The 23,405-nt window shown below is 61.8% G+C and carries 24 protein-coding genes and 1 pseudogene; 13 read left to right on the top strand and 12 right to left on the bottom strand.

Annotated features, from left to right (window positions below; all coding sequences use genetic code 11):
- Positions 1–91: 91 nt before the first annotated feature.
- Positions 92–922: a GNAT family N-acetyltransferase gene (locus ACOI7Z_RS14825; RefSeq protein WP_087849137.1), complete on the bottom strand. Its 831-nt coding sequence runs from the start codon at positions 920–922 to the stop codon at positions 92–94.
- A 32-nt stretch (positions 923–954) separates the two neighbouring features.
- Here ACOI7Z_RS14825 and ACOI7Z_RS14820 point away from each other — a divergent pair, with 32 nt between their 5' ends.
- Both ACOI7Z_RS14820 and ACOI7Z_RS14815 read left to right on the top strand, forming a co-directional pair.
- On the top strand, positions 955–1,488 hold the full coding sequence (locus tag ACOI7Z_RS14820; RefSeq protein ID WP_048336357.1) for a GNAT family N-acetyltransferase: 534 nt from the start codon (positions 955–957) through the stop codon (positions 1,486–1,488).
- A gap of 70 nt (positions 1,489–1,558) precedes the next feature.
- The gene (locus ACOI7Z_RS14815; protein ID WP_032429092.1) at positions 1,559–2,422 is read left to right on the top strand and encodes a MurR/RpiR family transcriptional regulator; all 864 of its coding nucleotides are present in this window, start codon (positions 1,559–1,561) and stop codon (positions 2,420–2,422) included.
- Here the strand turns inward: ACOI7Z_RS14815 and ACOI7Z_RS14810 are convergent.
- The 5 genes from ACOI7Z_RS14810 to ACOI7Z_RS14790 all read right to left on the bottom strand — a co-directional run bounded on the left by ACOI7Z_RS14810 (position 2,419) and on the right by ACOI7Z_RS14790 (position 7,303).
- The gene (locus ACOI7Z_RS14810; protein ID WP_087849136.1) at positions 2,419–3,018 is read right to left on the bottom strand and encodes a 2-dehydro-3-deoxy-6-phosphogalactonate aldolase; all 600 of its coding nucleotides are present in this window, start codon (positions 3,016–3,018) and stop codon (positions 2,419–2,421) included. The genes ACOI7Z_RS14815 and ACOI7Z_RS14810 overlap by 4 nt on opposite strands.
- A complete protein-coding gene (locus tag ACOI7Z_RS14805) occupies positions 3,005–3,877 on the bottom strand; it encodes a 2-dehydro-3-deoxygalactonokinase (RefSeq protein WP_087827562.1) in 873 nt (290 codons plus the stop codon). Before ACOI7Z_RS14805 ends, ACOI7Z_RS14810 begins: the two co-directional genes overlap by 14 nt.
- Positions 3,874–5,358 carry a sodium:solute symporter family protein gene (locus ACOI7Z_RS14800; protein ID WP_087849135.1) on the bottom strand — a complete coding sequence of 495 codons (1,485 nt, stop codon included), beginning with the start codon at positions 5,356–5,358 and terminating at the stop codon, positions 3,874–3,876. The genes ACOI7Z_RS14805 and ACOI7Z_RS14800 overlap by 4 nt, the downstream gene beginning before the upstream one ends.
- Positions 5,359–5,460: 102 nt before the next feature.
- Positions 5,461–5,853: a RidA family protein gene (locus ACOI7Z_RS14795; RefSeq protein ID WP_087849134.1), complete on the bottom strand. Its 393-nt coding sequence runs from the start codon at positions 5,851–5,853 to the stop codon at positions 5,461–5,463.
- Positions 5,854–5,863: 10 nt separating this feature from the next.
- Positions 5,864–7,303, bottom strand: coding sequence for an N-acyl-D-amino-acid deacylase family protein (locus tag ACOI7Z_RS14790; RefSeq protein WP_420702332.1), 1,440 nt, complete (start codon positions 7,301–7,303; stop codon positions 5,864–5,866).
- On the opposite strand from ACOI7Z_RS14790, the gene ACOI7Z_RS14785 reads away from it, so the two are divergent.
- Together ACOI7Z_RS14785 and ACOI7Z_RS14780 are read left to right on the top strand one after the other, a co-directional pair.
- Entirely contained in the window at positions 7,281–7,427 is a 147-nt protein-coding gene (locus tag ACOI7Z_RS14785) for a hypothetical protein (protein ID WP_065883258.1), read from the top strand. The genes ACOI7Z_RS14790 and ACOI7Z_RS14785 overlap by 23 nt on opposite strands.
- A 76-nt stretch (positions 7,428–7,503) precedes the next feature.
- The gene (locus tag ACOI7Z_RS14780) at positions 7,504–8,724 is read left to right on the top strand and encodes an amino acid deaminase (RefSeq protein WP_420702330.1); all 1,221 of its coding nucleotides are present in this window, start codon (positions 7,504–7,506) and stop codon (positions 8,722–8,724) included.
- A 207-nt stretch (positions 8,725–8,931) separates the two neighbouring features.
- On the opposite strand, the gene ACOI7Z_RS14775 is transcribed toward ACOI7Z_RS14780, so the two are convergent.
- The 5 genes from ACOI7Z_RS14775 to ACOI7Z_RS14755 all read right to left on the bottom strand — a co-directional run bounded on the left by ACOI7Z_RS14775 (position 8,932) and on the right by ACOI7Z_RS14755 (position 15,092).
- Positions 8,932–9,948, bottom strand: coding sequence for an Ldh family oxidoreductase (locus ACOI7Z_RS14775; protein WP_032454766.1), 1,017 nt, complete (start codon positions 9,946–9,948; stop codon positions 8,932–8,934).
- A gap of 11 nt (positions 9,949–9,959) precedes the next feature.
- Complete coding sequence (locus ACOI7Z_RS14770) at positions 9,960–11,561, bottom strand: APC family permease (RefSeq protein WP_087849133.1); 1,602 nt, start codon at positions 11,559–11,561, stop codon at positions 9,960–9,962.
- Positions 11,562–11,576: 15 nt separating this feature from the next.
- A complete protein-coding gene (locus ACOI7Z_RS14765) occupies positions 11,577–13,181 on the bottom strand; it encodes an aldehyde dehydrogenase (NADP(+)) (RefSeq protein WP_086075171.1) in 1,605 nt (534 codons plus the stop codon).
- Between the two features lie 14 nt (positions 13,182–13,195).
- Positions 13,196–14,116, bottom strand: a complete 921-nt coding sequence (locus tag ACOI7Z_RS14760) for a dihydrodipicolinate synthase family protein (protein ID WP_004204197.1) — start codon at positions 14,114–14,116, stop codon at positions 13,196–13,198.
- 151 nt (positions 14,117–14,267) lie between these two features.
- A complete protein-coding gene (locus ACOI7Z_RS14755) occupies positions 14,268–15,092 on the bottom strand; it encodes an AraC family transcriptional regulator (protein ID WP_032455015.1) in 825 nt (274 codons plus the stop codon).
- A gap of 310 nt (positions 15,093–15,402) precedes the next feature.
- Here ACOI7Z_RS14755 and ACOI7Z_RS14750 point away from each other — a divergent pair, with 310 nt between their 5' ends.
- The 4 genes from ACOI7Z_RS14750 to ACOI7Z_RS14735 are packed head-to-tail and all read left to right on the top strand — an operon-like array spanning position 15,403 to position 18,959.
- Positions 15,403–16,350 (top strand): 4-hydroxyproline epimerase, encoded by a 948-nt coding sequence (locus ACOI7Z_RS14750; RefSeq protein WP_086075170.1) that lies wholly within the window; start codon positions 15,403–15,405, stop codon positions 16,348–16,350.
- Complete coding sequence (locus ACOI7Z_RS14745) at positions 16,347–17,456, top strand: NAD(P)/FAD-dependent oxidoreductase (RefSeq protein WP_086075169.1); 1,110 nt, start codon at positions 16,347–16,349, stop codon at positions 17,454–17,456. Before ACOI7Z_RS14750 ends, ACOI7Z_RS14745 begins: the two co-directional genes overlap by 4 nt.
- Positions 17,453–17,716 (top strand): (2Fe-2S)-binding protein, encoded by a 264-nt coding sequence (locus ACOI7Z_RS14740; protein ID WP_086075168.1) that lies wholly within the window; start codon positions 17,453–17,455, stop codon positions 17,714–17,716. The genes ACOI7Z_RS14745 and ACOI7Z_RS14740 overlap by 4 nt, the downstream gene beginning before the upstream one ends.
- A complete protein-coding gene (locus ACOI7Z_RS14735) occupies positions 17,697–18,959 on the top strand; it encodes an FAD-dependent oxidoreductase (RefSeq protein ID WP_086075167.1) in 1,263 nt (420 codons plus the stop codon). The genes ACOI7Z_RS14740 and ACOI7Z_RS14735 overlap by 20 nt, the downstream gene beginning before the upstream one ends.
- Positions 18,960–18,962: 3 nt before the next feature.
- On the opposite strand, the gene hpaR is transcribed toward ACOI7Z_RS14735, so the two are convergent.
- Positions 18,963–19,403: a homoprotocatechuate degradation operon regulator HpaR gene (hpaR, locus tag ACOI7Z_RS14730; protein WP_002887503.1), complete on the bottom strand. Its 441-nt coding sequence runs from the start codon at positions 19,401–19,403 to the stop codon at positions 18,963–18,965.
- Positions 19,404–19,467: 64 nt separating this feature from the next.
- Here hpaR and ACOI7Z_RS14725 point away from each other — a divergent pair.
- From ACOI7Z_RS14725 to hpaD, 5 genes and pseudogenes are all read left to right on the top strand, one after another.
- Positions 19,468–19,632 (top strand): annotated as a pseudogene (locus tag ACOI7Z_RS14725) (hypothetical protein).
- A 57-nt stretch (positions 19,633–19,689) separates the two neighbouring features.
- On the top strand, positions 19,690–20,322 hold the full coding sequence (locus ACOI7Z_RS14720; RefSeq protein WP_023291853.1) for a fumarylacetoacetate hydrolase family protein: 633 nt from the start codon (positions 19,690–19,692) through the stop codon (positions 20,320–20,322).
- The gene (locus ACOI7Z_RS14715; protein WP_023291852.1) at positions 20,319–21,083 is read left to right on the top strand and encodes a fumarylacetoacetate hydrolase family protein; all 765 of its coding nucleotides are present in this window, start codon (positions 20,319–20,321) and stop codon (positions 21,081–21,083) included. The genes ACOI7Z_RS14720 and ACOI7Z_RS14715 overlap by 4 nt, the downstream gene beginning before the upstream one ends.
- On the top strand, positions 21,080–22,546 hold the full coding sequence (gene hpaE / locus ACOI7Z_RS14710) for a 5-carboxymethyl-2-hydroxymuconate semialdehyde dehydrogenase (RefSeq protein ID WP_023291851.1): 1,467 nt from the start codon (positions 21,080–21,082) through the stop codon (positions 22,544–22,546). Before ACOI7Z_RS14715 ends, hpaE begins: the two co-directional genes overlap by 4 nt.
- 1 nt (position 22,547) lies before the next feature.
- Entirely contained in the window at positions 22,548–23,405 is an 858-nt protein-coding gene (hpaD, locus tag ACOI7Z_RS14705) for a 3,4-dihydroxyphenylacetate 2,3-dioxygenase (protein WP_002887492.1), read from the top strand.

Here is a 23,405-nt window from a genome sequence, read left to right as displayed (position 1 = left end):
CCTCGTCGCCATTACGAAGAGATATGATGCGGCAAAAGAGAGGCTTATCGACGCCCCGTGCTGTTTTTTGCGGCCCAGCGCACACTCCCGCCTAAGCGGACTTCGCTGCGGCACACTCCATCGTCATTTCATACTGCTGCAGCGATAGCGGCGCATACCCCGCCGCGGCAAACAGCGGCGTAAAGGTTTCCGGGACCGTCACCGACGTGCCGATCCCCGGGAACTGCTGCGCCAGCGCCATCAGCAGCGCTTGCGCCAGCCCCTGGCGACGGGCGGCGGGTTCCACCCATAAAAACTGCAGTACAGGCCGTGAGCCCGAGGTGCTCAGTACCGCGAAGGCGCGCTGTTCCAGGGTCACGACGCGGCATGGCAGGGTGGCGAAGGTAAGCGGATCCATCAGCCAGGGGAGCTGACTGTTACTCTCCTCAACGGCGCGTCGAAGCAGTGCCAGGATCGGATAAGGCTGTAACGCGCCAGGCGCCGCAGCCAGAGGCTCTGCGCTCAGGTAGCCGCAGAGCCCATAGCGCCGCGTAAAGCCTAACGACTGATACAGCGCGACGGCCGCGTGGTTATCGCGGATCACCTCCAGGGAAACCGTCTCGATCTCCTGCTGCTGCAGAAACGTCAGCAGCTCCTGCATCAATTTCCGCCCAAGACCTTTGCCGCGCCAGGCCGGGCGCAGGGCAAAGGCCGCCAGGCGAGCCATATTCCCCCGACGCGCGACGATCGTGATCGCCGCCGGTTCATCTCCGGCCAGCCAGACGCGGGAATCGATCAGGCTCATCCCCTCGGCGCTAAAGCGCTGAACAAATCCCTCCACCGACTGGGTCACCGGTACCAGATAGGCTTCAAAACAGGCGTTAAGAATATCCGTTAACTGCACGCTGCTGAACTGCGTGGCGGGAACGGCGGTCAGCTCCATATTTTTCTCCCGAAGGCTGCTATGCTCAGGTGATGAAAACTAACACTATAACTGCCGGCGCCGGATTACGCCTGACCGAGGAGAGTGATATCGCCCTTCTGCCGGCCATTGAACGTTCCGCCGCTCAGGCATTTCGTCAGATCCCCGCTCTCGCCTGGCTGGCGGACAGCGAGGTGATTAGCGTTGCGCGCCATCATGATTATCTGGAAACGGAACATAGTCTGCTGGCGGTGGCCGCCGGGCAGCCGGTTGGTTTTATTCTTACCGAACCGCTCGACGATGCCTTATTTATCGCCGAAATCGCCGTCCACCAGGCCTGGCAGCATCAGGGCATCGGGCGGATGCTGCTGGAGCAGGTTATCGAGCGCGCCGGGCAAATGGCTTACCCGGCGGTGACCCTCACCACCTTCCGCGAAGTGCCGTGGAATGCGCCGTTTTATACCCGCCTGGGATTCGCCATCCTCGATGAGCTGACCCTGCCCGCCGGGCTGGCGGCGAAAAGAGAACAGGAGACCCGGCACGGACTGCCGCCGGAGACGCGCTGCGCCATGCGCCTGGCGTTGTAGACGCCAGCGCTGAATTTAGCGGCGATATATGGTACAAAGTACCAATCAAAACTTACCTGTTGCTACCCGTATGTCCTGGTCAATCGATATTATTTCCTGTATTACCGATCGCTTTGTGGAGCTCACGGCGACCGAAAAGCGCATCGCGCAGTTTATTCTCGATGATGTCGCGGCGGCGGCGGAGCTACCCATCGCCGAGATAGCGCGTCTGACTCAGACCAGCCAGGCGTCGGTCACCCGTTTTGCCCGGGCGCTCGGCTGTAAAGACGTCCGTGAGCTGAAGATGAAGCTTGCGCAATCCCTTGCGGTCGGCCAGCGGTTTATCCTCGATGTTCCGGACCTCGAAGGCGTACAGGGGATCTATGAGTCAATCATCAGCGTGCTGGAGACCAATCGCCGGGCGCTGGATATCGAGGCGTTGAAGCGTGCGGTGAGCTGGTTGAGTGCAGCGCGGCAGATCCTCGCCCTTGGAATGGGCGGCGGGTCAACCATCTGCGCTCAGGAGATTCAATATCGCCTGTTTCGTCTTGGTCTTCCGGTCGTCAGTCAGAGCGACGGTCTGCTGGTACGCATGATGAGCTCGGCGGTGACGCCGCAGGATGTGGTGATTGTACTGTCTCTGGGCGGCTATACCCCGGAGATCATCGAGAGCGCGGCGATTGCCAGCCAGTACGGCGCGAAGGTCATTGCGATTACCCCCGCCGGGACGCCGCTGGCTGAGCAGGCGGATCTGGTGCTGCCGCTGCTGGTGCGGGAAAACGACTATATCTTCAAGCCCAGCACTTCGCGTTATGCGATGCTGGCGATGGTCGATGTGCTGGCCACCGAACTGGCGATGGCCAACAAAACTCAGGCAAAAGGCAAATTACGTCGTATTAAGCTGGCCCTCGACAGCCACCGCGGCGGCGTCGATCGCCAGCCTCTTGGCGACTAGCCACCGGCAGCGGCGATAAACCTCTCCGCCTGCAGGCGGGTACGTTCCACGGCCTGTCCGGCGCGATAAAGATCGCTGCCCAGACCGGCTCCGGCGCACCCAGCCCGCATCCAGGTTGCCAGATTTTCCGGCGTCACGCCGCCCACCGCCAGCACCGGCACCTCCGACGGCAACACCGCTTTCAGCGCCCGAATGTAGTCCGGACCGAAAGCAGAAGACGGAAATATCTTCAGCCACTGCGCCCCGGCATCCAGCGCGTTAAACGCCTCAGTCGCGGTGGCGCACCCGGCACAAACCTGCATTCCGTGCGCCACTGCCTGACGGATCACCGCAGGCTGGGTATTCGGCGTCACGATAAGCTTCGCCCCGGCCTCAGCGAGAAAATCGACCTGTTCCACGCGCAGTACCGTTCCCGCGCCTATCATCGCCTGCTCGCCAAACCGCGCAACCATCTGCGGAATACTCTGCTGCCAGTCTGGCGAATTGAGCGGGATTTCGATATAGCGAAAGCCTGCATTGATTAGCGTCTCAATATGCTCCGCTGCCTCAGCGGGGCGAATACCGCGTAAAATCGCCACCAGCTTAATCTTGTTCATGCATTATCCTCGCCATGCCAGCCAGCAATGCCTCATCGCCACTGCAGCTGTTAACCGTCATTCCGCGCGCCTTCATCGCCCGACCGTAGCGGGCATTCAGCGCCGGGTCGCCAACCAGCGTGACGGCAGAAGCACGGAAACGCTGCCCCAGGGTCGCTACCTCCGCGCCAATCAGCAGCCCGGAGAGGTAATCGCTGACCGAGCTCGCCGCCAGACCGCCCAGCACCCGGGCGGCCCTGGCGACAAACAGTTCGCTAATCAGCGACGGCTGCGCCAGCCCTTTTTCCAGCCCCCGTTCAAACGCCGCCTCGTCCGGCTGCTGGGCAGGCAGCCCTTTGCCGATCAGCGATTGCGTCATCAGCAGATGATGCAGTTCGCCGGTCATCGCCGTGGCAAAATGACGCACCGCGCCGCCCGCCACCTGGACCCATTTGCAGTGGGTGCCCGGCAGCACGTAACACTCCGCCGGCGCCAGCTGGCAGGCCCCCAGCAGCTGCGTCTCTTCGCCGCGCATCACGTTGAAATCCCCGTCCTGTTCAATCTTGAGGCCGGGAATAATCCACACGCCTTCAGCAACGGCGCATAGCTGCCGCCCAGGCGCGTCGATCGCCGCCGGACAGTCCAGATACGGCACCGCCTGCCAGCCCGCATCGCTGCCGATCATCCCGGCCATCAGCACCGGCAGCGCCTGTGCGCCGCGCCAGGGGGCCAAATGCTCCGCGAATACATCGGCAGGCGATCGTCCGTTCAGGCGGGTAATACCCAGCGGCAGCTGCTTCGTTTCGACGCACTGGCCGTTGCGAATCAGCCAGCCGCGCAGCTGGGTAGAGCCCCAGTCGACGGCAATATAATCCTTCATTGTGCTTCTCCTGAGACCTGCACCGCCGTCTTCGCCGGGATCGCCTCCCCTTCCCGCTCCTGGGTAATCATTTCCAGCGCCTGCTGACGGCTGATTTTGCTGGCTGGCGTCATGACGGTGACAAAAATAGCGGAAACAAAGCTGCCAACGACCGACGGAATGCACGGATTGCCCCAGTAAGCCAGCCAGTCGGCCTTAACCAGAACCACAATAGACACCAGCATGCCGCTCAGCAGCGCGGTGAGCGCCCCCTGCCAGTTAAAGCGCAGCCAGAAGCGGCCGAGAATGGAACAGACGAAGAGCCCGGACATCAGCATGGAGATCATTTTGGTGATATAGCTGATGATATCGTTCGAGGTCAGGGCGAAGATCATCGCCAGGCCGATGACGAACGCCAGCATCCAGCGAGAGAGCGTTATCGCCTTATGCGCCGGCGGCATTTTTCCGGTCACGAGGGTATAGACATCCCGCATCATGATGGCCACGGCGGCTATCGCATCGGAGCTGGCCGAAGACATGGTGGCGGAAAGTCCGGCAATCAGGACCACCAGCCCGAGGATCGCCGGTAAGAAGCTGGTGGCGAACAGGAAGGCGTAGTTACTGTTCTCAAGATTGGGGTTCATCGTCCAGGCCGCCATGCCGATGATCGCCGGCAGCACCGAGAAAAACAGATACAGCACGCCGGTATAGACAAACGAGCGCCGCACCGAAGAGACGTCTTTTCCCGAGTAAATACGCTGGCGATAGGAAGGGGTCGCCAGCACGCCGACGCCGATGACCATCGCCAGCGATAGCGCCGGAATGGTCCCCAACTTATCGACCGCAAACAGGCTCATCGCCTTGGGATCCATCGCCTGAACGATGGCATCCCATCCCCCGACGTGAACCACTGCCAGAATCGCCATCAGGATAAAACCGAAAAACAGAATTAATGCCTGAATGGTGTCTGTCCACACCACAGCAGAATAACCGCCGATAATGACGTAAATCGCAAACGCCATGGCAATAATAATTTTTGCCACCGTCAGATTAATTCCTGTCGCCCAGGCTAAATACATACTCCCGCCAAGAATATGCGCCCCCAGCCAGCCAATTGAGGCAATAAATATCATTATCCCGACGAGATTTTTAATTAAATGGCTGCTACCTGTGTAATAAGAAAGCTCTTCGCTCATGGTCATAAAGCGCAGCTTTCGCACCGGCGCAAACAGCCAGGCCACCAGTAAAATACCGATGGCGCCGCCCACGCCGTAGAGCATCCCGGCCCATCCATTGCTGTAGCCGAAGCCGACAGCGCCCATGCTTGAACCGGTTCCCACCATGGTCGCCACGGTAGACCCCAGCGTCAGGAACAGCGGCAAAGAACGGCCGCCGAGTAAAAAATCCTCACCGCTTTTTTGATGACGGGACACGTACCAGCCAAGCCAAATCATGGCCAATGCGTAAATAATAAAGCCGACTAAAAAGACATGACTATTCATAATTCACATCCTGCCAGTTAATTTTGTAAAGGTAAAAGGCTACGAAGCGCTGAATTATTTCAGCGCTCAAAATGACTGTTTATATTTCTGGTTACTAACTTTTTATGCGCGAGAAGCGTTATAACAGGTCACATCCACTTCGACTTTACAATCCACCACCAGGTCCGCTACGCAGCAGATGCGGGCAGGCGGGTTGTCGCCAAAGAACTCGCGGAAGACTTTATTGAAAGACTGAAAATAGCGCGCATCGGTGAGGATCACTTTAACATGCACCACGTCGGCCAGGGTGTAGCCCGCTTCGGTCATGATATCTACGCAGTTCTGAATCGCCAGACGCGCCTGGTCGACAATCCCGCCTTCCACCACTTCCCCGTCCTTCATCGGCGTCTGGCCGGAGACGTACAGCCAGCCTCCCGCTTCCACCGCCCGCGCGAACGGCAGGTGCTGCCCGCCGGTACCGGTACCGCCCTCTACGCCATAACGTTTAATACTCATTTTTCACTCCTCAGTTCATTCGGCGGCGCAGGAAACGCCCCGCGCGCCCGATAATCTTTTTGTCGCTGCCGTAGCTCATCACGCCGTTAACCATCACCGCCTCAATACCGTCCGCCGGACGTTTCGGGTCGGAGAAACTGGCGACATCGCGCACCGTCAGCGGGTCAAACAGCACCAGGTCGGCGTAGTAGCCCACTTTTACCAGCCCACGATCCGCCAGCTGGAAGCGCGCCGACGACAGCCCGGTCATTTTGTGGATCGCGGTAGTCAGCGGAAACAGGCGTTCATCGCGGCAATAGTGGCCCAGGACCCGCGGAAACGCCCCCCACAGCCGCGGATGCGGCATCGGGTCGTTCGACAGCCCGTCGGAGCCAATCATGGTCACCGGATAACCCAGCACCCGCCGTACGTCCTGCTCGTCCATGTTGTAATAAATAGCGCCTGCCGGCATCAGCCGCGCCGCGGCGTCGTGCAGGCTCACCTGCCATTCATCGGCGATCTGCTGCAGCGTTTTTCCGGCCTGCTCGGGCTGTGCTTCCGACCAGGTGATGACGATATCGAACTCATCGGTGACCTGCTTCATATCCAGCGTCGACGAGCTGGCGGAATAGGGGTAACAGTCACAGGCGATCTCCTGGCGCTGGCGCATCTCATCGAAGAAAGCCAGCGTCTCCTTCGTGCGACCCCAGTTTTTCGCGCCGGCGCACTTATGGTGCGAGACCACCACCGGCACGTTGCCGTGGCGACCAATGCGGAACGCCTCGTCGAGCGCCTCCAGAATCGGCTCGAACTCCGAACGCAGGTGGGTGGTGTAAATTCCCCCCTCTGCCGTCAACTCCTCAGCGAGCGCCATCACTTCTTCGGTGGTAGACTGGAAGGCGCTGGCGTAGGCAAGTCCCGTGCTCAGTCCTAAAGCGCCCTGGCGCAGCGCATCGCGCAACTGTATGCGCATGCCGGCGATTTCCGTCTCGCTCGCCGGGCGGAACAGGTCATCCATATGGTTATTGCGCAGCGCGGTGTGCCCAATCAGCGTCCCGACGTTAAGCGAGGGTCGCGCGGCCTCTACCGCATGGGCATAGGCTTCGACAGTGGGATAGATAAAGTGCTGTCGTTCGCCGAGAAGATTCATCGGGTCCGGCACCTCGCCGCGCATGGTGGCGGTTGCCGCGCTGATCCCACAGTTGCCGACGATCACGGTTGTCACCCCCTGGCTGAGCTTAGGCAGGTACTCCGGCATGCGGATGACGTTGATATCGTCATGGGTGTGAACATCGATAAAGCCAGGCGCCAGTACCCGCCCTTGACCATCTATCTCCTGCTCCGCCGCGACGTCAAGCGCCGGAGCGATAGCCATTATTCGGTCGCCCTTCACCGCCACATCGGCACGGTATTGCGGCCCACCGCTCCCGTCGATCACCGTGACGTTTTTGAAAAGCCAGTCAACTTTCATAGCAATTACTCCCTTTCGACATACCGACAAGTTAACCATTTACAAGTGCAAAAAACAGTGGAAAACTACGCAAAAACCACATCATTTTGTGATACTTTTATTCAAAATAAACAACAATTATTAATTAAAATCATTATTATCAAATATTTATAAATGATACCCAGCAACTCACCGATTATAAACCCTGAAAGGAAAGTGTTATGAAATACCATTCAGCACCGCTCATTCCGCACAAATCCGCCCTCATGTCCGCGCCGGCTAATCTGCTGGCGGAAGAGGGCTGTCTGCCTGCCGCGCTGCTAAAAAAGTCGGCGCTGGAAAATAATATTTCATGGATGCAGCGCTACGCCGATGCCCGCGGCGTATCGCTGGCGCCGCATGGTAAAACGACAATGACGCCATGGATATTTCAGGCGCAGCAGCGAGCGGGAGCGTGGGGGATCGGCGTGGGCAGCGCCTGGCAGGCCAGCGCGGCGATGGCCAGCGGCATCCAACGCGTCCTGATGGTCAATCAGCTGGTCGGTAAGGCCAATATGCAGGTGGTCGCGCAGCTAAAAGCCCACTACCGGGCAGTGGATTTTATCTGCTGTGTCGATAGCGAGGCCAACGTGCGCGCCCTCTCCGCGTTCTTCGCCGCCCAGGGACAAACGCTGGATGTGCTGATTGAACTTGGCGTGCCGGGCGGGCGCTGCGGCTGTCGTAGCGTGGATGACGCGCTGGCATTGGCGCAGCGGGTCAGCGACCTGCCGGGGCTACGGCTACGCGGTCTGGAATTGTATGAAGGGGTCCTGCACGGCGACGATCCGCAACCGCAGGTGGAAGCGCTATTACAACAGGCTGCAGCGCTAGCCTGCCGCATGGAGCCGCTGGTTGACGGCGAATTTATTCTCACCGGCGCGGGCACCGTCTGGTATGACGTGGTGTGCAACATCTGGCTGGCGGCGGCAAAACCGCGCCGCTGCCGTATCGTCATTCGCCCGGGCTGTTATATCACCCACGATCGCGGGATCTACGATCTCGCCCAACAAGCGCTGATCGCCCGCGATCCGATTGCCTGCGATCTCGCCGGCGATCTTACATCAGCGCTGGAGCTGATGGCGATGGTGCAATCGGTGCCTGAGGCGGATCGCGCGGTGGTGAATTTCGGCAAGCGCGACTGCGCCTTCGACGCCGGGCTGCCGCAGCCGATCGCCCATTATCGTAACGGCCAGCAGTTAGCGCTGCGCGCGGAGTCGATCGTCAGTATCGGCATCATGGATCAGCACTGCATGCTGCGCCTGGCGCCGGGCAGCGATGTGCAGGTCGGCGATATTCTGCTGTTCGGCGCCTCGCACCCCTGTCTGACCTTTGATAAGTGGAAGACGTTGCTGCTGGTCGATGACGACTACAACGTGCTGGACGAGCTCGACACGCTGTTTTGACAGGCATCCCGGGTGACGGCGCTCCGCGCCTTACCCGGGCTACACAACCCGCGACGCTCGGTAGCCCGGCTAAGCGTAGCGCAAGCCGGGGGATGCCCCGGTGGCGGCGCTTCGCGCCTTGCCCGGGCTACACAACCCGCGACGTTCGGTAGCCCGGCTAAGCGTAGCGCAAGCCGGGGGATGTCCCGGGGGACGGCGATTCGCGCCTTACCCGCCCTGGCGCAAGGCGCAAATCTCATCATGCAATGAACGGCTGATGGCGACCCCCTGCCGCTCACTCTGCTGGCGGCAGGCGAAACGCCGCTCGCCCGGCAGCCGCGCGCCCTGATCCTGCATCGCATTGAACAGCGTTTCGGCGCGCGCCAGCTGCTCCTGTGCCTGCGCGCCGAGAAAACGCTGCGGATCCAGCGCCAGGATAAGCTCGCCGCCGTAGGGTAAACCGCCCGCGCCGTTATCCCACGCCAGCGATTCGGCGCTGGTCATATCGCCGATAAGCGGCCCGGCCAGCAGCTCAACCATTGCCGCCAGCGCCGAGCCCTTATGGCCGCCGAAGGTTAACATCGCGCCGTTCAGTACCTCTGTGGCATCGGTAGTCGGCTGCCCCTGGCTGTCGATTCCCCACCCTTCCGGTAGCGCTTTGCCGGCGCGCTGATGCAGCTGGATCTCGCCTCGCGCCGCGGCGCTGGTCGCCATATCCACAATAAACGGCGGCTCCTCCCGCCGCGGCCAGCCAAAGGCGATAGGGTTGGTGCCGAACAGCGGACGGGTGCCGCCCGCCGGGGCGACCCAGGCATGGCTTGGCGTACAGGCCAGCCCCACCAGCCCTGCCTCAGTCAACGGTTCAATATCGGCAAACAACGCGGAAAAATGGACGCAGCGGTTAATCGCCAGCGCCGCAATACCGCTGTGCCGCGCTTTCTCCAGCAGCAGCGGCAGCGCGCGTTCGTAGGCCAGCAGCGAAAAGGCGCCCCCGGCATCCGCCCGCACAATCGCCGGCGCCTGGTCGTGGATCTGCGGCTCGGCATCAGGCGAAACCTTACCTTTACGCAAGGTATCGACAATGCCCAACAGCCGCCACAGGCCGTGGGAAGCGCAGCCGTCGCGCTCCCCGGCAGCCACGTTACGGGCGATGGCCGCCGCGTGGTCGGCGCTGAATCCATTGGCGCTGAGCACCGCCAGCGCCAGGTCATAAGCTTCTGGTAACGATAGAGTTACCGACCCCATACTGTTCTCCTTTACTCTTCTTCGTCTCCGCTAAAATTAGCCTGCGGCAGACAGCTGCGCGCGCCCCAGTAATAAATCCCCAGCGACATTGCCGCCACCAGCACCGTATCCCAGGGGTGACCAATAACATTAAGCCCGCCGAAACTGCCCAGCCAGGAAAAGAGGATAATCAACGCATAAAAAGCGATCAGCCACAGCGAAGACTTCACCTGCTGCGCCAGGCTCACGGTATGTTCCGGCACCTTGCCTTTGCACATCACATACGCCACAAACATCACGATCTGCAGCCCCAGCAGCCACGAGAGCGTATTCCAGCCGGACCAGTAGACGATCAGCGCCGAGACCATAAACGACACCGGGCCGATGATGCCGAAGGCGCGCACGCGGAACGGCCGCGGCAGATCCGGGGCGTTGCGGCGCAGCCCGGCGGCGGTCACCGGGGCGATGGCGTAGCTCAGCACCAGGGCCGCCGACACCACGCTTATCAGCTGTTCCCAGGAGGGGAACGGCAGCGTCCAGAAAATCGACAGCCCAAAGGTCAGCCACAGCGCCGGGCGCGGAATACCGGACGCTTTATCAATATGGGTAAAGGCTTTAAAGAAAGTACCCGCCTTCGCCCAGCCGTAGATCACCCGCGGCGTCGCGTTCATATAGATATTGCCGGTGCCGCTCGGGGAGATGATCGCATCGCTTATCACCATAAAGGCCAGCCAGCCCATGCCGAGGGTAATGGCGATATCGCGATACGGCAGCGAGAACTGTTTGCTCACTTCGGCCCAACCGCCGTTCAGCATCTCGGTGGGAATACTGCCAAGGAACGCCAACTGCAGCAGCACGTAGATAATCGTCGACAGCACCACTGATAAAATCAACGCGATAGGGATAGTCCGCTGTGGCTTTTGTACTTCGCTGGCCACCGAGATAATCGGCGTCAGTCCCAGATAGGCGAAGATAATTCCCCCAGCGCTGATCGCCGCTTCCACCCCGGACATACCAAACGGCGCAATGCCCTGAGCATGCAGGTTCTCAGGTTTAAAGAAGGCGAACAGCGTGACCACCACCAGCAGCGGCACCAGAAACTTGAGCACGCTGATGAAGTTGTTCGAGCGGGCGAAGGTCTTGACGCTGTAGTAGTTCAGCGCGAAGAAGAAACAGAGCAGCAGGAACTGCACCCCCCACCCCAGCAGCGTCGGCGAGCTGGAGCCCGGCTGGGTCAGCGCCGGAAACCAGGCCGCGGCATATTGCCGGGCGGCGACAATTTCTATCGAGATCAGGCTGGAGAAGGCGATCAGGGTGATGAACCCCAGCAGATAACCCATCAGCTCACCGTGGGAAAAGACCGGGTAACGAATAATGCCGCCGGCGCGCGGCAGCGCCGCCCCCAGCTCGCAGTAGACAATCCCCAGCAGCAGCACCGCAAAGCCGCCGATCACCCACGACGCGATACCGGCCGGACCGGCAATGGATGCCACATGGCTGGCGGCGAATAACCATCCGGAGCCGAAGATCGCCCCCAGGCCGATAAAGGTGAGGTCGGTCAGGGTCAGCTGTTTTTTAAACTTACCCGACTCCGCAACGCGGGTTTGACTGTTATGCGTAGTGTGAATGGTCATGGTGATGCCCTTGCGTCAATGAGAGGAGGAAATCGCTTCCCGGGTCCACTGGCCGTTGACCAGGCGCAGCAGGTTTAAAGGGTTCGCATCCTGCAGCGCCGGCGGTAACAGGGCGGCCGGCGCATTCTGCAGGCAGACCGGGCGCAGAAAACGCTCAATCGCCCGGCTGCCGACCGACGTCCCGCGCGCATCGGTCGTCGCCGGCCATGGGCCGCCGTGGACCATCGCATCGCACACTTCCACGCCGGTGGGATAACCGTTAAACAGCACCCGTCCGGCCTTCTCACACAGCAGCGGTAGCAGACTCGCCGCCAGCGGGCCGTCGTCCGCTTCCGCGTGCAGCGTCGCGGTGAGCTGTCCTTGCAGCGCTTTCACCACCGCCTGCAGCTGGGCCGCGTCGTCCACTTCCACCAGCAACGATAGCGGGCCGAAAACTTCGGTCTGCAGCAGCGTATCCTGCGCCAGCAGATCCTCGACCTGAGCCTGCCACAGCTGGGTTTGCGCCTCCCCGGCGCCGGCGGCGAGGCCGCTCGCCAGCCTCTCGATACGCGGATGCGTCGCCAGCGCCGCCACGCCCTGGCGGTAGTGCTGAAGGGTCGGCGCATTGAGCAACACCTGCGGCGCGCAGCCCGCTACCGCCGCGCACAGCGCCGACTTAAAGCGTTCCAGTCCGGCGCCGCGCAGCGCCAGAATCAGCCCCGGACGGGTACAGAACTGGCCGCCGCCGAGGGTAAATGACGCCACCAGCTCGTTCGCCAGCGCCTCGGCCCGCGTCTGCAGCGCCTGCGGCAGAATAATCAGCGGGTTAATCGCCGACATTTCAGCAAACAGCGGGATTGGCTGTGGGCGCTGCTGCGCCAGCTGATATAGCGCCTTACCGCCGGCCAGCGAGCCGGTAAAGCCAACGGCCTGAATCGCTGGATGGCGGACTAATTCGGCGCCGATATCCGTCCCGAAAATCATATTGAATACGCCGCCGGGTAACCCACACCGCGCGACCGCCCGGACGATCGCGTCAGCGGTCAGCTCGGCGGTGGCCATATGGCCCGCATGGGCCTTCACCACCACCGGGCAGCCAGCCGCCAGCGCCGAGGCGGTATCGCCGCCAGCGGTGGAAAAGGCCAACGGAAAGTTGCTGGCGCCAAACACCGCCACCGGCCCTAACGCCTGCTGATATTGACGCAGGTCCGGGCGCGGCAGCGGCTGACGGTCAGCTAAGGCGGTATCAATACGGGCGGCGAAGGTATCCCCGCGCAGGATCACGCCAGCAAACATCCGCAGCTGGCCGCTGGTTCGCGCCCGCTCGCCCTGCAGCCGCGCCAGCGGCAGCGCGGTCTCCTGTTCGGCGATAGCAAAAAACGCCTCCCCCAGCGCGTCCAGTTCATCGGCAATGGCGCAGAGAAAGTGCGCCCGCTGCTGCGGCGTGGTCTGTGAATAAATGGCAAACGCCTGCTGCGCCGCCTCCGCGGCTTGGGCGGCCTCCGCGTGGGAAGCCGGATAAAAGCGATGGCCGGTGGCCTCGCCATCCACCGCCCGCAGGCTCAATAGCGTCGCTTCGCCGCTGGCAACGCGGCGTCCGGCGATAAACTGCCGTCCCGCCGTGGTTTGAGATGCATTCATACTGACTCCTGTGCTCAGAGGCCAACGTCCGGCAGGGCAGGACGAGTCGCCAGCGCCTGTTCCACGATCGCCACCACCTGCTGGCGCGTTTCGCCTTCCAGCGCCAGACGCGGCGGACGAGTCACAGCGCTGCCGCGCCCGAGTAGCTCTTCGCACAGCTTGATGCACTGCACCAGATCCGGACGCGCATCGAGATGCAGCAGCGGCATGAACCAGCGGTACAGCGCCATCGCTTCTTCGTAACGCTGTTGGCGGGCGAGACGGAATAACGTTTCCCCTTCGCGCGGGAAGGCGTTGGACATTCCGGAGATCCACCCTTCCGCGCCGACGGCGATGCTTTCCACCACCACGTCATCCAGCCCGGCAAACAGCACGAAGCGGTCGCCAACGGTGTTACGCAGGTCGATAAAGCGGCGGGTATCGCCGGAGGAGTCTTTAAAGCAGACGATGTTGTCACAATCGGTCAGGGTGGCGAGAATGTCCGGCGTCACGTCGTTTTTGTAAATCGGCGGGTTGTTGTAGACCATGATCGGCAGGTCGGTGGCGGTGGCCACGCTGCGGAAGTGAGCGGCGGTTTCATGCGGTTTTGAGGAGTAGACCAGCGCCGGCATCACCATGATCCCGTCGACGCCGACGCGCTCCGCCTCTTTCGCCATCTTCTGGGCAAAGGCGGTGGTGAACTCGGCCACCCCGGCGATCACCGGAATTTTGCCGCCGGCGGCATCTTTCGCCACCTCGATAATCTGCAATTTTTCATCAGTGCTCAGGGAGGTGTTCTCCCCTACGCTGCCGCACACCACCAGCCCGGAAACGCCATCTTTGACCAGGTTTTTCATCACCGCGTGGGTGGCGTCTAAATCGAGGGAGTAATCGCTACGAAACTGCGTGCTAACCGCCGGGAATACGCCGCTCCAGTGAATCGCTTTATTGCTCATGCTCGGTTCCTTGTCGTCATTTTGTTAAGTCGAGGTGAATGATTGGTGAATATTCACTGACAGATTGACGCGTCGCGGAACCGGCGGCTTGTCGGTTTTCCCTTAATCCGATGACGAAATTAGCACAGTCTACAAAAGTGTGAGCCAGCCGTTATCCCTGCAGCGTCAGGCGAAAATCGCGCGGCGTCGAGCCGGTCATCGCTTTGAACTGGCGGCTGAAGGCGCTGTGATCGGTATAGCCGCACTGCAAGGCGATATCGGTAATCGGCGTGTCGCCGGCCAGCAATTCGGTGGCTTTTTCCAGACGCACTTTGTGGATCATCTGCCGCGGCGTGAGATGGAAGATCCGTTTGCAGTAGCGCTCGATCTGCGCAATCGACATCCCGCTCAAGGCGGTCAGCTCTTCCATGGCGATCGGCCGGTGATAGTGGCGGCGGATATGATCGTCGACGATCGCCAGCCGCTGCCACGCCGGATGGCGGGCGTGGGCCTCCTGCAGATCGTGAGAGATCCCGGCCATGCCGATCACCTGTCCGCGGACATCGCGCAGCGCCAGCTTCTGCGTCAGGCACCAGCCGCGTTCCCGGCCATTGTAGAGATGCATTTCCAGCTGGTCGCGCAGGGTCACGCCCTCCCGCAATACCCGAAGATCCTGTTCGGTGTAACCCTGACCCAGTGCGGAAGGAAAGACGTCGGCGGAGGTTTTCCCCAGCAGCGAGGAGACGGTTTTGAAACCGCAGCGGCGGGCCAGCGTCAGATTCGCCAGCAGATAACGCGCTTCGCTGTCTTTGATAAAAAAGACCACGTTGGGGATGGCATTGAGCAGGGGGGCGATCAGCGCCAGGGCATTGAGCAGCGCCGCCATATTCTCCGGCCGCTGGCGCGCCAGCCCTTCGCAGATCTGGCTCAGCTCATCGACCGCCAGCTCCGGTTGATTAACAGCGCGCGGCGGCGCCGCTTCAGACACACCGATCATAGGGCTTCCTCATGGTAAGTGACCGAAGGATATTTATTCACTTCCTGTTAACACCTCAAGCGGCAACCGCCGGTTTTGCGATCCTGGATCCGCTTTACGCCTTCCCCTGGTTTATCCACTGGCGCAATCGCCACTTTCGGTTTACCACGCCATTAACAGAATGATTAATAAGAAATAATTATGCACCAAATGAACATCCCCCCGGCGCTATTATGCCGATTTCGTCATTATCTCTGCCGAAAGCGTTCAAGCCGCCCGTCACGGGTTGCGCCAGCATGATGAAACATGTTGTTAACTTCCGGAGAGCAGAATGACCGCGCCACGCCCCCCTATTACGCTGAGAGCCATTGATTCACACACCGGCGGCGAACCCACCCGCCTGATCGTTGACGGCTTCCCCGACCTCGGCGGCGGCAGCATGGCGGAGCGTCGCGACCGTTTCGCCCGTGACTTCGATCGCTGGCGTCAGGCGGTGATTCTCGAACCGCGTGGCAGCGATGTGCTGGTCGGCGCGCTGCTTTGCAAACCGGTCTCGGCGGCGGCCACCGCTGGCGTCATTTTCTTCAACAACGCCGGTTTTCTGAATATGTGCGGCCACGGCACCATCGGGCTTATCGCCTCGCTGGCGTGGCTTGGCCGTATCCAGCCAGGCGTTCATCTGATTGAAACCCCGGTCGGCGACGTAAGCGCCACGTTGCACGACGATGGCAGCGTATCGGTGCAAAACGTCCCGGCCCGCCGCTGGAAAAAGCAGGTCCGCGTGGAGACCGCGCGGGGTCCCGTCATCGGCGATATTGCCTGGGGCGGCAACTGGTTTTTCCTGATTAACGATCACCCGTTCGCCATTACCCCGGCGCACATTCCACAGCTCACCGACTACGCCTGGGCGGTGCGCGAGGGGCTGGAGGCCGCGGGGATCCGCGGCGACGACGGCGGCGTTATCGACCATATCGAGCTGTTCGCCGATGACGATGCCGCCGACAGCCGCAGCTTTGTACTCTGTCCGGGAAAGGCCTGGGATCGTTCGCCGTGCGGCACCGGCACCAGCGCCAAGCTGGCCTGCCTGGCGCAGGATGGCAAACTCCAGCCGGGAGCGATCTGGCGCCAGGCCAGCATCATCGGCAGCCAGTTTACCGCCAGCTACCAGCGCGCCGCCGCAGGCATCATTCCAACGATCCGCGGCGAAGCCTGGGTGTGCGGCGATAACCAGTTGATCCTCAACCCGGACGATCCCTTCTGCTGGGGGATCGCGCCGTGAAGCCGTGCGATGTCATCGTGATCGGCGCCGGGATCATCGGCGCCGCCTGCGCGTGGCAGCTGGCGAAGCGGGGGCAGAAAGTGACGCTTATCGATGACGGTCAACCCGGCGCCACGGCGGCGGGTATGGGCCATCTGGTGTGCATGGATGACGACCCCGCCGAACTGGCGCTGTCGGCGTGGTCGCTGGCGCGCTGGCGCGCCATCACCCCGCGGATGCCCGCCACTTGCGCCTGGCGCGGCTGCGGCACGCTGTGGCTGGCGGAAAGCGAAGAAGAGATGGCCGTCGCGGGTGAAAAACAGCGGCGGCTGGCTGGCTATCAGATCCACAGCGAACTGCAGACCCCACAGCAGATCGCTGGGCGCGAGCCGCTGCTGCGCAGCGGGCTGGCCGGCGGGCTATGGGTACCCGGCGACAGCATCGTCTACGCGCCAAACGTCGCCCGCTGGCTGATGGCCGATGCCGGAGACCATCTCACCTGCCTGCACGACAGCGCGCAGGCGATTACCGAACCGCAGGTGCTGCTCGCCAGCGGCAAACGGCTACAGGCGCGGGCCATCGTGGTGGCCTGCGGCCTGGAGGCCAATACGCTATTGGCGGAAAACTGGCTGCGGCCAAGGAAGGGTCAGCTGGCAATTACCGATCGCTACGGGCCGCGGGTGCATCACCAGCTGGTTGAGCTGGGCTACGGCGCCAGCGCCCACGGCGGCGGTACCTCGGTAGCGTTTAACCTGCAGCCGCGGCCCACTGGCCAGCTGCTGATTGGCTCTTCGCGCCAGTTCGATAATCGCGAGCGCCAGCTGGATCTCCCCTTGCTGGGGCAGATGCTCGACCGCGCCCGCCATTTTGTGCCGGCGCTGGCGACGCTGAATATCATCCGCTGCTGGAGCGGCCTGCGCGCCGCCTCGCAGGATGGCAATCCGCTGATCGGCCCGCACCCCACGCGCCGCGGTGTATGGCTGGCGCTGGGCCATGAAGGACTGGGGGTCACCACCGCCCCGGCGACGGCTGAGCTGCTGGCGGCGCAGATCCTCGGCGAACGCTGCCCGCTGGCGCCTGAGGCCTGGCTCCCGGCCCGTCTGTACCATCAGGAGGCAATCGCATGAATAGCACGCTCAATATCACTGTCGATGGCGAAGCGCTGACGGTGCCGGAAGGTATCAGCGTGGCGGCAGCGCTGGCGTTGACCGGCGATCCCACCACCCGACAGGCGGTTAACGGCGCCCCCCGCGCGCCGTTTTGCGGCATGGGGGTCTGCCAGGAGTGCCGGATCACCGTCGACGGCCGGCGGGTGCTGGCCTGCCAGACCCTGTGCCGGGCCGGCATGCAAATAGAAAGGAGCCGCTATGTACACGCTGCGCTGTGACATTTTAATCCTCGGCGCCGGCCCCGCCGGCATGGCGGCAGCCCTCGCTGCCGCCGCCTGCGATAAACAGGTCATTATTCTCGACGATAACCCCGCCCCCGGAGGGCAAATCTGGCGCGCCGGCCCGCAGGCGACGCTGCCCGCCCTGGCCCGGCGCTACCGCGACGCCATCGCCGCGTCTGCCGTCATCCGGGTGGTGAACGGCGCGCGGCTGATTGCCCGCCCCTCCGCGCGCAGCGTGCTGTTTGAAACCGCCGACGGCGGTGGCGTGGTCTACTGGCAGAAACTGATCCTCTGCTGCGGCGCGCGCGAGCTGTCGCTGCCCTTTCCCGGCTGGACCTTACCCGGCGTGACCAGCGCGGGCGGCCTGCAGGCGCAGATCAAACATGGCCTGTCGCTGAAAGGCGAAAAAGTAGTGATTGCCGGCAGCGGCCCGCTGCTGCTGGCGGTGGCGGATACGGTGAACAAGGCCGGAGGCCAGGTAACGAATATCGTTGAGCAAGCACCGCTCCCGGCGCTGCTGCACTTCGCCAGCGGGCTGTGGCGCTGGCCGCAGAAGCTGCGCCAGTTAGCGACGCTGGCCCCGAAAGGCTATCTTAGCGGCGCCCAGGCGATCCGCGCTCACGGTACAACGCGGCTGGAAGCCGTGACGCTGCGCCAGCGCGGCGTCGAGCGGACTGTCGCCTGCGATCGGCTGGCTATCGGCTACGGGCTGGTGCCCAATGTCGAGACGGGGCTGCTGTTCGGTTGCGCCACGGCGCAGGAGGCGATCCAGGTTAACCGCTGGCAGCAGACCAGCCTCGCGGATATTTACGCCGCCGGGGAGTGCACCGGTTTCGGCGGGAGCGAGCTGGCGCTGGCGGAGGGCGAAATCGCCGGGTATGCCGCCGCCGGGGCCAGCCAGCAGGCCCAGGCGTTATTTGCCCGTCGCGCCCGCTGGCAGCGCTTCGCCACGGCCATCAACCGCACCTTCCGGCTGGCGGAGTCGTTGAAAAACGCGGCGACGCCGGAGAGCCTGCTGTGCCGTTGCGAAGATGTGCGCTGCGGCGATGTGGCAGCCGCCGACGACTGGCTACAGGCCAAGCTTACCCAGCGCTGCGGAATGGGCGCCTGTCAGGGACGCACCTGCGCCGCCAGCGCCCGCTGGCTGTATGGCTGGCCGCTGCCGCAGCCGAGAGAGCCGCTGTCTCCCGCCCGTGCGGAGACGCTTATTGCCCTCGCCAGGCTGAGCGCCGAGCCGTAACCGCTACTCTTCTTCATCACCGCGCCCGGCAGGGACGCCAAGCGCAATAAACTCCTCCAGCAGCGAGGTCAGTTGCTGCAGCTTTTCCGTAGTGAACTGAGCCTCCAGCAGGCGATAGGTTTCTTCCACCTCCGCCTGGGCGCTTTCGTACAGCGCGGTTCCGGCAGGCGTCAGCGAGACGTACAGCTTGCGCTGATCGTTAACCGGCTTCAGCCGCAGCACCAGTCCATCCCGCTCCATGCGCGTCAAAATCCCGGTCAGACTGGGGCGCAGAATACAGGCGCGAAAAGCCAGATCGTGAAAGTCCATTGACGGACGTTCGGCGAGGATACGCACGATCCGCCACTGCTGTTCGGTGAGATTGTGTCGTTTGACGATCGGTCGAAAGTAGGCCATCGCCGCTTCACGCGCCTGCAACAAGGCAATGGTTAATGAATCATGCATAGTATCCCCTCAACGGCCTCATCTAAAACTTATTAACAACTTAATAATTAGCTTTAATCCTGCCATGTACAACCGGTTTCTGCACCTGAAAAGTACCAGCCTTTCCCAGAAAAATATTCAACCATTTGATTAATAACGAATAAGTTATTGATGTGTAAATATTGTGTTAATCCGATCACAAAACATTCACTTCCAGTTGCTAAACCTCATCGCAAAGCATAAAAGATGATCATTAATATATTAACGAAATCCCTTTGAACCGAAATCAGTCCCAGAGGAGTGGTGAATGAAAGGTACCATCTTCGCCGTTGCGCTCAATCATCGCAGCCAGCTCGACGCCTGGCGCGAGGCGTTTCAACAGGCCCCCTACAAAACGCCGCCGAAAACCGCGGTCTGGTTTATCAAGCCGCGCAATACCGTGATTGGCGATGGCGAGGCGATCCCCCATCCGCAGGGCGAAACCGTGCAAAGCGGCGCCACCGTGGCGCTGATTGTCGGCAAAACCGCGCGCAAGGTGGCGGCGGAAGAGGCAGCGAACTATATCGCCGGCTACGCGCTGGCGAACGACGTCAGCCTGCCGGAAGAGAGTTTTTATCGCCCGGCGATCAAGGCCAAGTGCCGCGATGGTTTCTGCCCCGTCGGCGCGCTGTCGCCGGTGCGCAACGTCGATAACCTGACCATCATCACCGAAATCAACGGCCGCGAAGCGGACAGCTGGCATACCGGCGATCTGCAGCGTAACGCCGCGCAGCTGCTGAGCGCCTTGAGCGAGTTCGCCACCCTCAATCCCGGCGACGCGATCCTCATCGGTACGCCCCACTCCCGCGTTACGCTGCGTCCCGGCGATCGCGTACGCATTCTCGCCGAGGGCTTCCCGGCGCTGGAAAACCCGGTTGTCGCAGAAGGAGAGCTGGCATGAAACAGGCACGTATTGAATGGCAGGGACAGGTACGCGATGCGGTGGTCGATGAACGCGACCAGGTGCGCCTGGACGATGGCACGGTATTGAAAGAAGGTGAATTCCGCTGGCTGCCGCCCGCCGACGGCACGCTGTTCGCGCTGGGGCTGAACTACGCCGACCACGCCAGCGAGCTGGCGTTTAAGCCGCCAACCGAGCCGCTGGTGTTTATCAAAGCGCCAAACACCTTTACTGGCCACCAGCAGCAGTCGGTACGCCCGGATAACGTGGAATACATGCACTACGAAGCTGAACTGGTGGTGGTGATCGGTAAAACCGCCCGCCGCGTCAGCGAAGCCGAGGCCATGGACTATGTCGCCGGCTATACCGTCTGCAACGACTACGCGATCCGCGACTATCTGGAAAACTACTACCGGCCAAACCTGCGGGTGAAAAGCCGCGACACCCTGACGCCGATCGGCCCGTGGATCGTCGGCAAAGAGGCGATCCCGGATCCGCATAATCTGGCCCTGCGCACCTGGGTCAACGGCGAGCTGCGCCAGCAGGGCACCACCGCCGATCTGATCTTCAGCATCCCGTTTCTCATCGCTTACTTAAGCGAATTTATGACCCTGCAACCGGGCGACATGATCGCCACCGGCACGCCGAAAGGGCTGTCCGACGTGGTGCCAGGCGACGAGGTGATCGTTGAAGTCGAGGGCGTGGGCCGCCTGGCCAACCATATCATCAGCCAGCAAGCGTATGAGGAGACACTGTCATGAAAAAGATTAACCATTGGATCAACGGTAAAAACGTTGCCGGCGCAGACTATTTTCATACCACCAACCCGGCCACCGGCGAAGTGCTGGCGGAAGTCGCCGCCGGCGGTGAAGCCGAAGTCCATCAGGCGGTAGCGGCGGCGAAAGAGGCCTTCCCGAAGTGGGCTAACCTGCCGATGAAAGAGCGCGCGCGTCTGATGCGCCGCCTCGGGGATCTGATCGACCAGAACGTCCCGGAGATCGCGGCGATGGAAACCGCCGATACCGGTCTGCCTATCCACCAGACCAAAAACGTGCTGATCCCGCGCGCCTCCCACAATTTCGAGTTTTTCGCCGAAGTGTGCCAGCAGATGAACGGTAAGACCTATCCGGTCGACGACAAGATGCTGAACTACACCCTGGTGCAGCCGGTGGGTGTCTGCGCGCTGGTGTCGCCGTGGAACGTGCCGTTTATGACCGCCACCTGGAAGGTGGCGCCGTGCCTGGCCTTGGGGAATACCGCGGTGCTGAAGATGTCCGAGCTGTCGCCGCTGACCGCCGACCGTCTGGGCGAACTGGCGCTGGAAGCGGGTATTCCGGCGGGGGTACTGAACGTGGTGCAGGGCTACGGCGCGACGGCGGGCGATGCGCTGGTACGCCACCATGACGTGCGCGCGGTATCGTTTACCGGCGGTACCGCCACCGGGCGCAACATCATGAAAAATGCCGGGCTGAAAAAGTACTCAATGGAGCTGGGCGGCAAATCGCCGGTGCTGATTTTCGAAGACGCCGATATTGAGCGCGCCCTCGACGCCGCGCTGTTCACCATCTTCTCGATCAACGGCGAACGCTGCACCGCCGGCTCGCGCATTTTCATTCAGCAGAGCATCTACCCCGAGTTCGTTAAACGCTTCGCCGAGCGCGCTAACCGCCTGCGCGTCGGCGATCCAACCGACCCGAACACCCAGGTCGGCGCACTGATTAGCCAGCAACATTGGGAGAAAGTCTCCGGCTATATCCGCCTCGGCATTGAAGAAGGGGCAACCCTGCTGGCCGGCGGCGCGGATAAACCGTCCGACCTGCCGGCGCATCTGAAAGCCGGCAATTTCCTGCGCCCGACGGTGCTGGCGGATGTCGACAACCGCATGCGCGTCGCGCAGGAAGAGATTTTTGGCCCGGTCGCCTGCCTGCTGCCGTTCAAAGACGAGGCGGAAGGGCTGCGCCTGGCGAACGATGTGGAATACGGCCTGGCGTCGTATATCTGGACCCAGGACGTCAGCAAAGTGCTGCGTCTGGCGCGCGGTATTGAAGCCGGGATGGTGTTCGTCAACACCCAGAACGTCCGCGACCTGCGTCAGCCGTTCGGCGGCGTGAAGGCCTCCGGCACCGGCCGCGAAGGCGGCGAGTACAGCTTTGAAGTGTTCGCCGAAATGAAAAACGTCTGCATCTCGATGGGCGACCATCCGATCCCGAAATGGGGAGTCTGATATGGGTAAGTTAGCGTTAGCAGCAAAAATCACTCACGTGCCGTCGATGTACCTGTCTGAGCTGCCGGGGAAAAACCACGGCTGCCGCCAGGGCGCTATCGACGGGCATAAAGAGATTGGCAAGCGCTGCCGGGAAATGGGCGTCGATACCATCATCGTGTTCGATACCCACTGGCTGGTCAACAGCGCCTACCACATCAACTGCGCCGACCATTTCCAGGGCGTCTACACCAGTAACGAACTGCCGCACTTTATTCGCGACATGACCTACGACTATGACGGCAACCCGGAGCTGGGTCAGCTCATCGCCGACGAGGCGGTGAAGCTCGGGGTGCGCGCCAAAGCGCACAATATTCCGAGCCTGAAGCTGGAGTACGGCACCCTGGTGCCGATGCGCTACATGAACAGCGATAAGCACTTCAAGGTGGTGTCCATTTCCGCCTTCTGTACCGTTCACGACTTTGCCGACAGCCGCAGGCTGGGCGAAGCGATCCTCAAAGCCATTGAGAAATATGACGGCACCGTGGCGGTGCTGGCCAGCGGCTCGCTGTCGCACCGCTTTATCGACGATCAGCGCGCCGAAGAGGGGATGAACAGCTACACCCGCGAGTTCGATCATCAGATGGATGAGCGGGTGGTGAAGCTGTGGCGCGAGGGCAAATTTAAAGAGTTCTGCACCATGCTGCCGGAGTACGCCGACTACTGCTACGGCGAAGGCAACATGCACGACACGGTGATGCTGCTTGGCCTGCTGGGCTGGGATAAATACGACGGCAAGGTGGAGTTTATCACCGAGCTGTTCGCCAGCTCCGGCACCGGCCAGGTTAACGCCGTGTTCCCGCTGCCGGCGCAGGCGTAA

It is taken from the genome of Klebsiella sp. C283, from assembly GCF_048822555.1.
Taxonomy (GTDB): Bacteria; Pseudomonadota; Gammaproteobacteria; order Enterobacterales; family Enterobacteriaceae; genus Klebsiella; species Klebsiella quasipneumoniae.
The sequence above is the reverse complement of the archived record's forward strand: the minus strand, read 5'-3'. Positions and strand labels throughout refer to the sequence as shown.

Bases quoted from the DNA above. Each gene is read 5' to 3' on its own strand.
- ACOI7Z_RS14825 (WP_087849137.1), bottom strand. From the start codon at position 922: ATGGAGCTGACCGCCGTTCCCGCCACGCAGTTCAGCAGCGTGCAGTTA.
- ACOI7Z_RS14820 (WP_048336357.1), top strand. From the start codon at position 955: ATGAAAACTAACACTATAACTGCCGGCGCCGGATTACGCCTGACCGAG.
- ACOI7Z_RS14815 (WP_032429092.1), top strand. From the start codon at position 1,559: ATGTCCTGGTCAATCGATATTATTTCCTGTATTACCGATCGCTTTGTG.
- ACOI7Z_RS14810 (WP_087849136.1), bottom strand. From the start codon at position 3,018: ATGAACAAGATTAAGCTGGTGGCGATTTTACGCGGTATTCGCCCCGCT.
- ACOI7Z_RS14805 (WP_087827562.1), bottom strand. From the start codon at position 3,877: ATGAAGGATTATATTGCCGTCGACTGGGGCTCTACCCAGCTGCGCGGC.
- ACOI7Z_RS14800 (WP_087849135.1), bottom strand. From the start codon at position 5,358: ATGAATAGTCATGTCTTTTTAGTCGGCTTTATTATTTACGCATTGGCC.
- ACOI7Z_RS14795 (WP_087849134.1), bottom strand. From the start codon at position 5,853: ATGAGTATTAAACGTTATGGCGTAGAGGGCGGTACCGGTACCGGCGGG.
- ACOI7Z_RS14790 (WP_420702332.1), bottom strand. From the start codon at position 7,303: ATGAAAGTTGACTGGCTTTTCAAAAACGTCACGGTGATCGACGGGAGC.
- ACOI7Z_RS14780 (WP_420702330.1), top strand. From the start codon at position 7,504: ATGAAATACCATTCAGCACCGCTCATTCCGCACAAATCCGCCCTCATG.
- ACOI7Z_RS14775 (WP_032454766.1), bottom strand. From the start codon at position 9,948: ATGGGGTCGGTAACTCTATCGTTACCAGAAGCTTATGACCTGGCGCTG.
- ACOI7Z_RS14770 (WP_087849133.1), bottom strand. From the start codon at position 11,561: ATGACCATTCACACTACGCATAACAGTCAAACCCGCGTTGCGGAGTCG.
- ACOI7Z_RS14765 (WP_086075171.1), bottom strand. From the start codon at position 13,181: ATGAATGCATCTCAAACCACGGCGGGACGGCAGTTTATCGCCGGACGC.
- ACOI7Z_RS14760 (WP_004204197.1), bottom strand. From the start codon at position 14,116: ATGAGCAATAAAGCGATTCACTGGAGCGGCGTATTCCCGGCGGTTAGC.
- ACOI7Z_RS14755 (WP_032455015.1), bottom strand. From the start codon at position 15,092: ATGATCGGTGTGTCTGAAGCGGCGCCGCCGCGCGCTGTTAATCAACCG.
- ACOI7Z_RS14750 (WP_086075170.1), top strand. From the start codon at position 15,403: ATGACCGCGCCACGCCCCCCTATTACGCTGAGAGCCATTGATTCACAC.
- ACOI7Z_RS14740 (WP_086075168.1), top strand. From the start codon at position 17,453: ATGAATAGCACGCTCAATATCACTGTCGATGGCGAAGCGCTGACGGTG.
- ACOI7Z_RS14735 (WP_086075167.1), top strand. From the start codon at position 17,697: ATGTACACGCTGCGCTGTGACATTTTAATCCTCGGCGCCGGCCCCGCC.
- hpaR (WP_002887503.1), bottom strand. From the start codon at position 19,403: ATGCATGATTCATTAACCATTGCCTTGTTGCAGGCGCGTGAAGCGGCG.
- ACOI7Z_RS14720 (WP_023291853.1), top strand. From the start codon at position 19,690: ATGAAAGGTACCATCTTCGCCGTTGCGCTCAATCATCGCAGCCAGCTC.
- ACOI7Z_RS14715 (WP_023291852.1), top strand. From the start codon at position 20,319: ATGAAACAGGCACGTATTGAATGGCAGGGACAGGTACGCGATGCGGTG.
- hpaE (WP_023291851.1), top strand. From the start codon at position 21,080: ATGAAAAAGATTAACCATTGGATCAACGGTAAAAACGTTGCCGGCGCA.
- hpaD (WP_002887492.1), top strand. From the start codon at position 22,548: ATGGGTAAGTTAGCGTTAGCAGCAAAAATCACTCACGTGCCGTCGATG.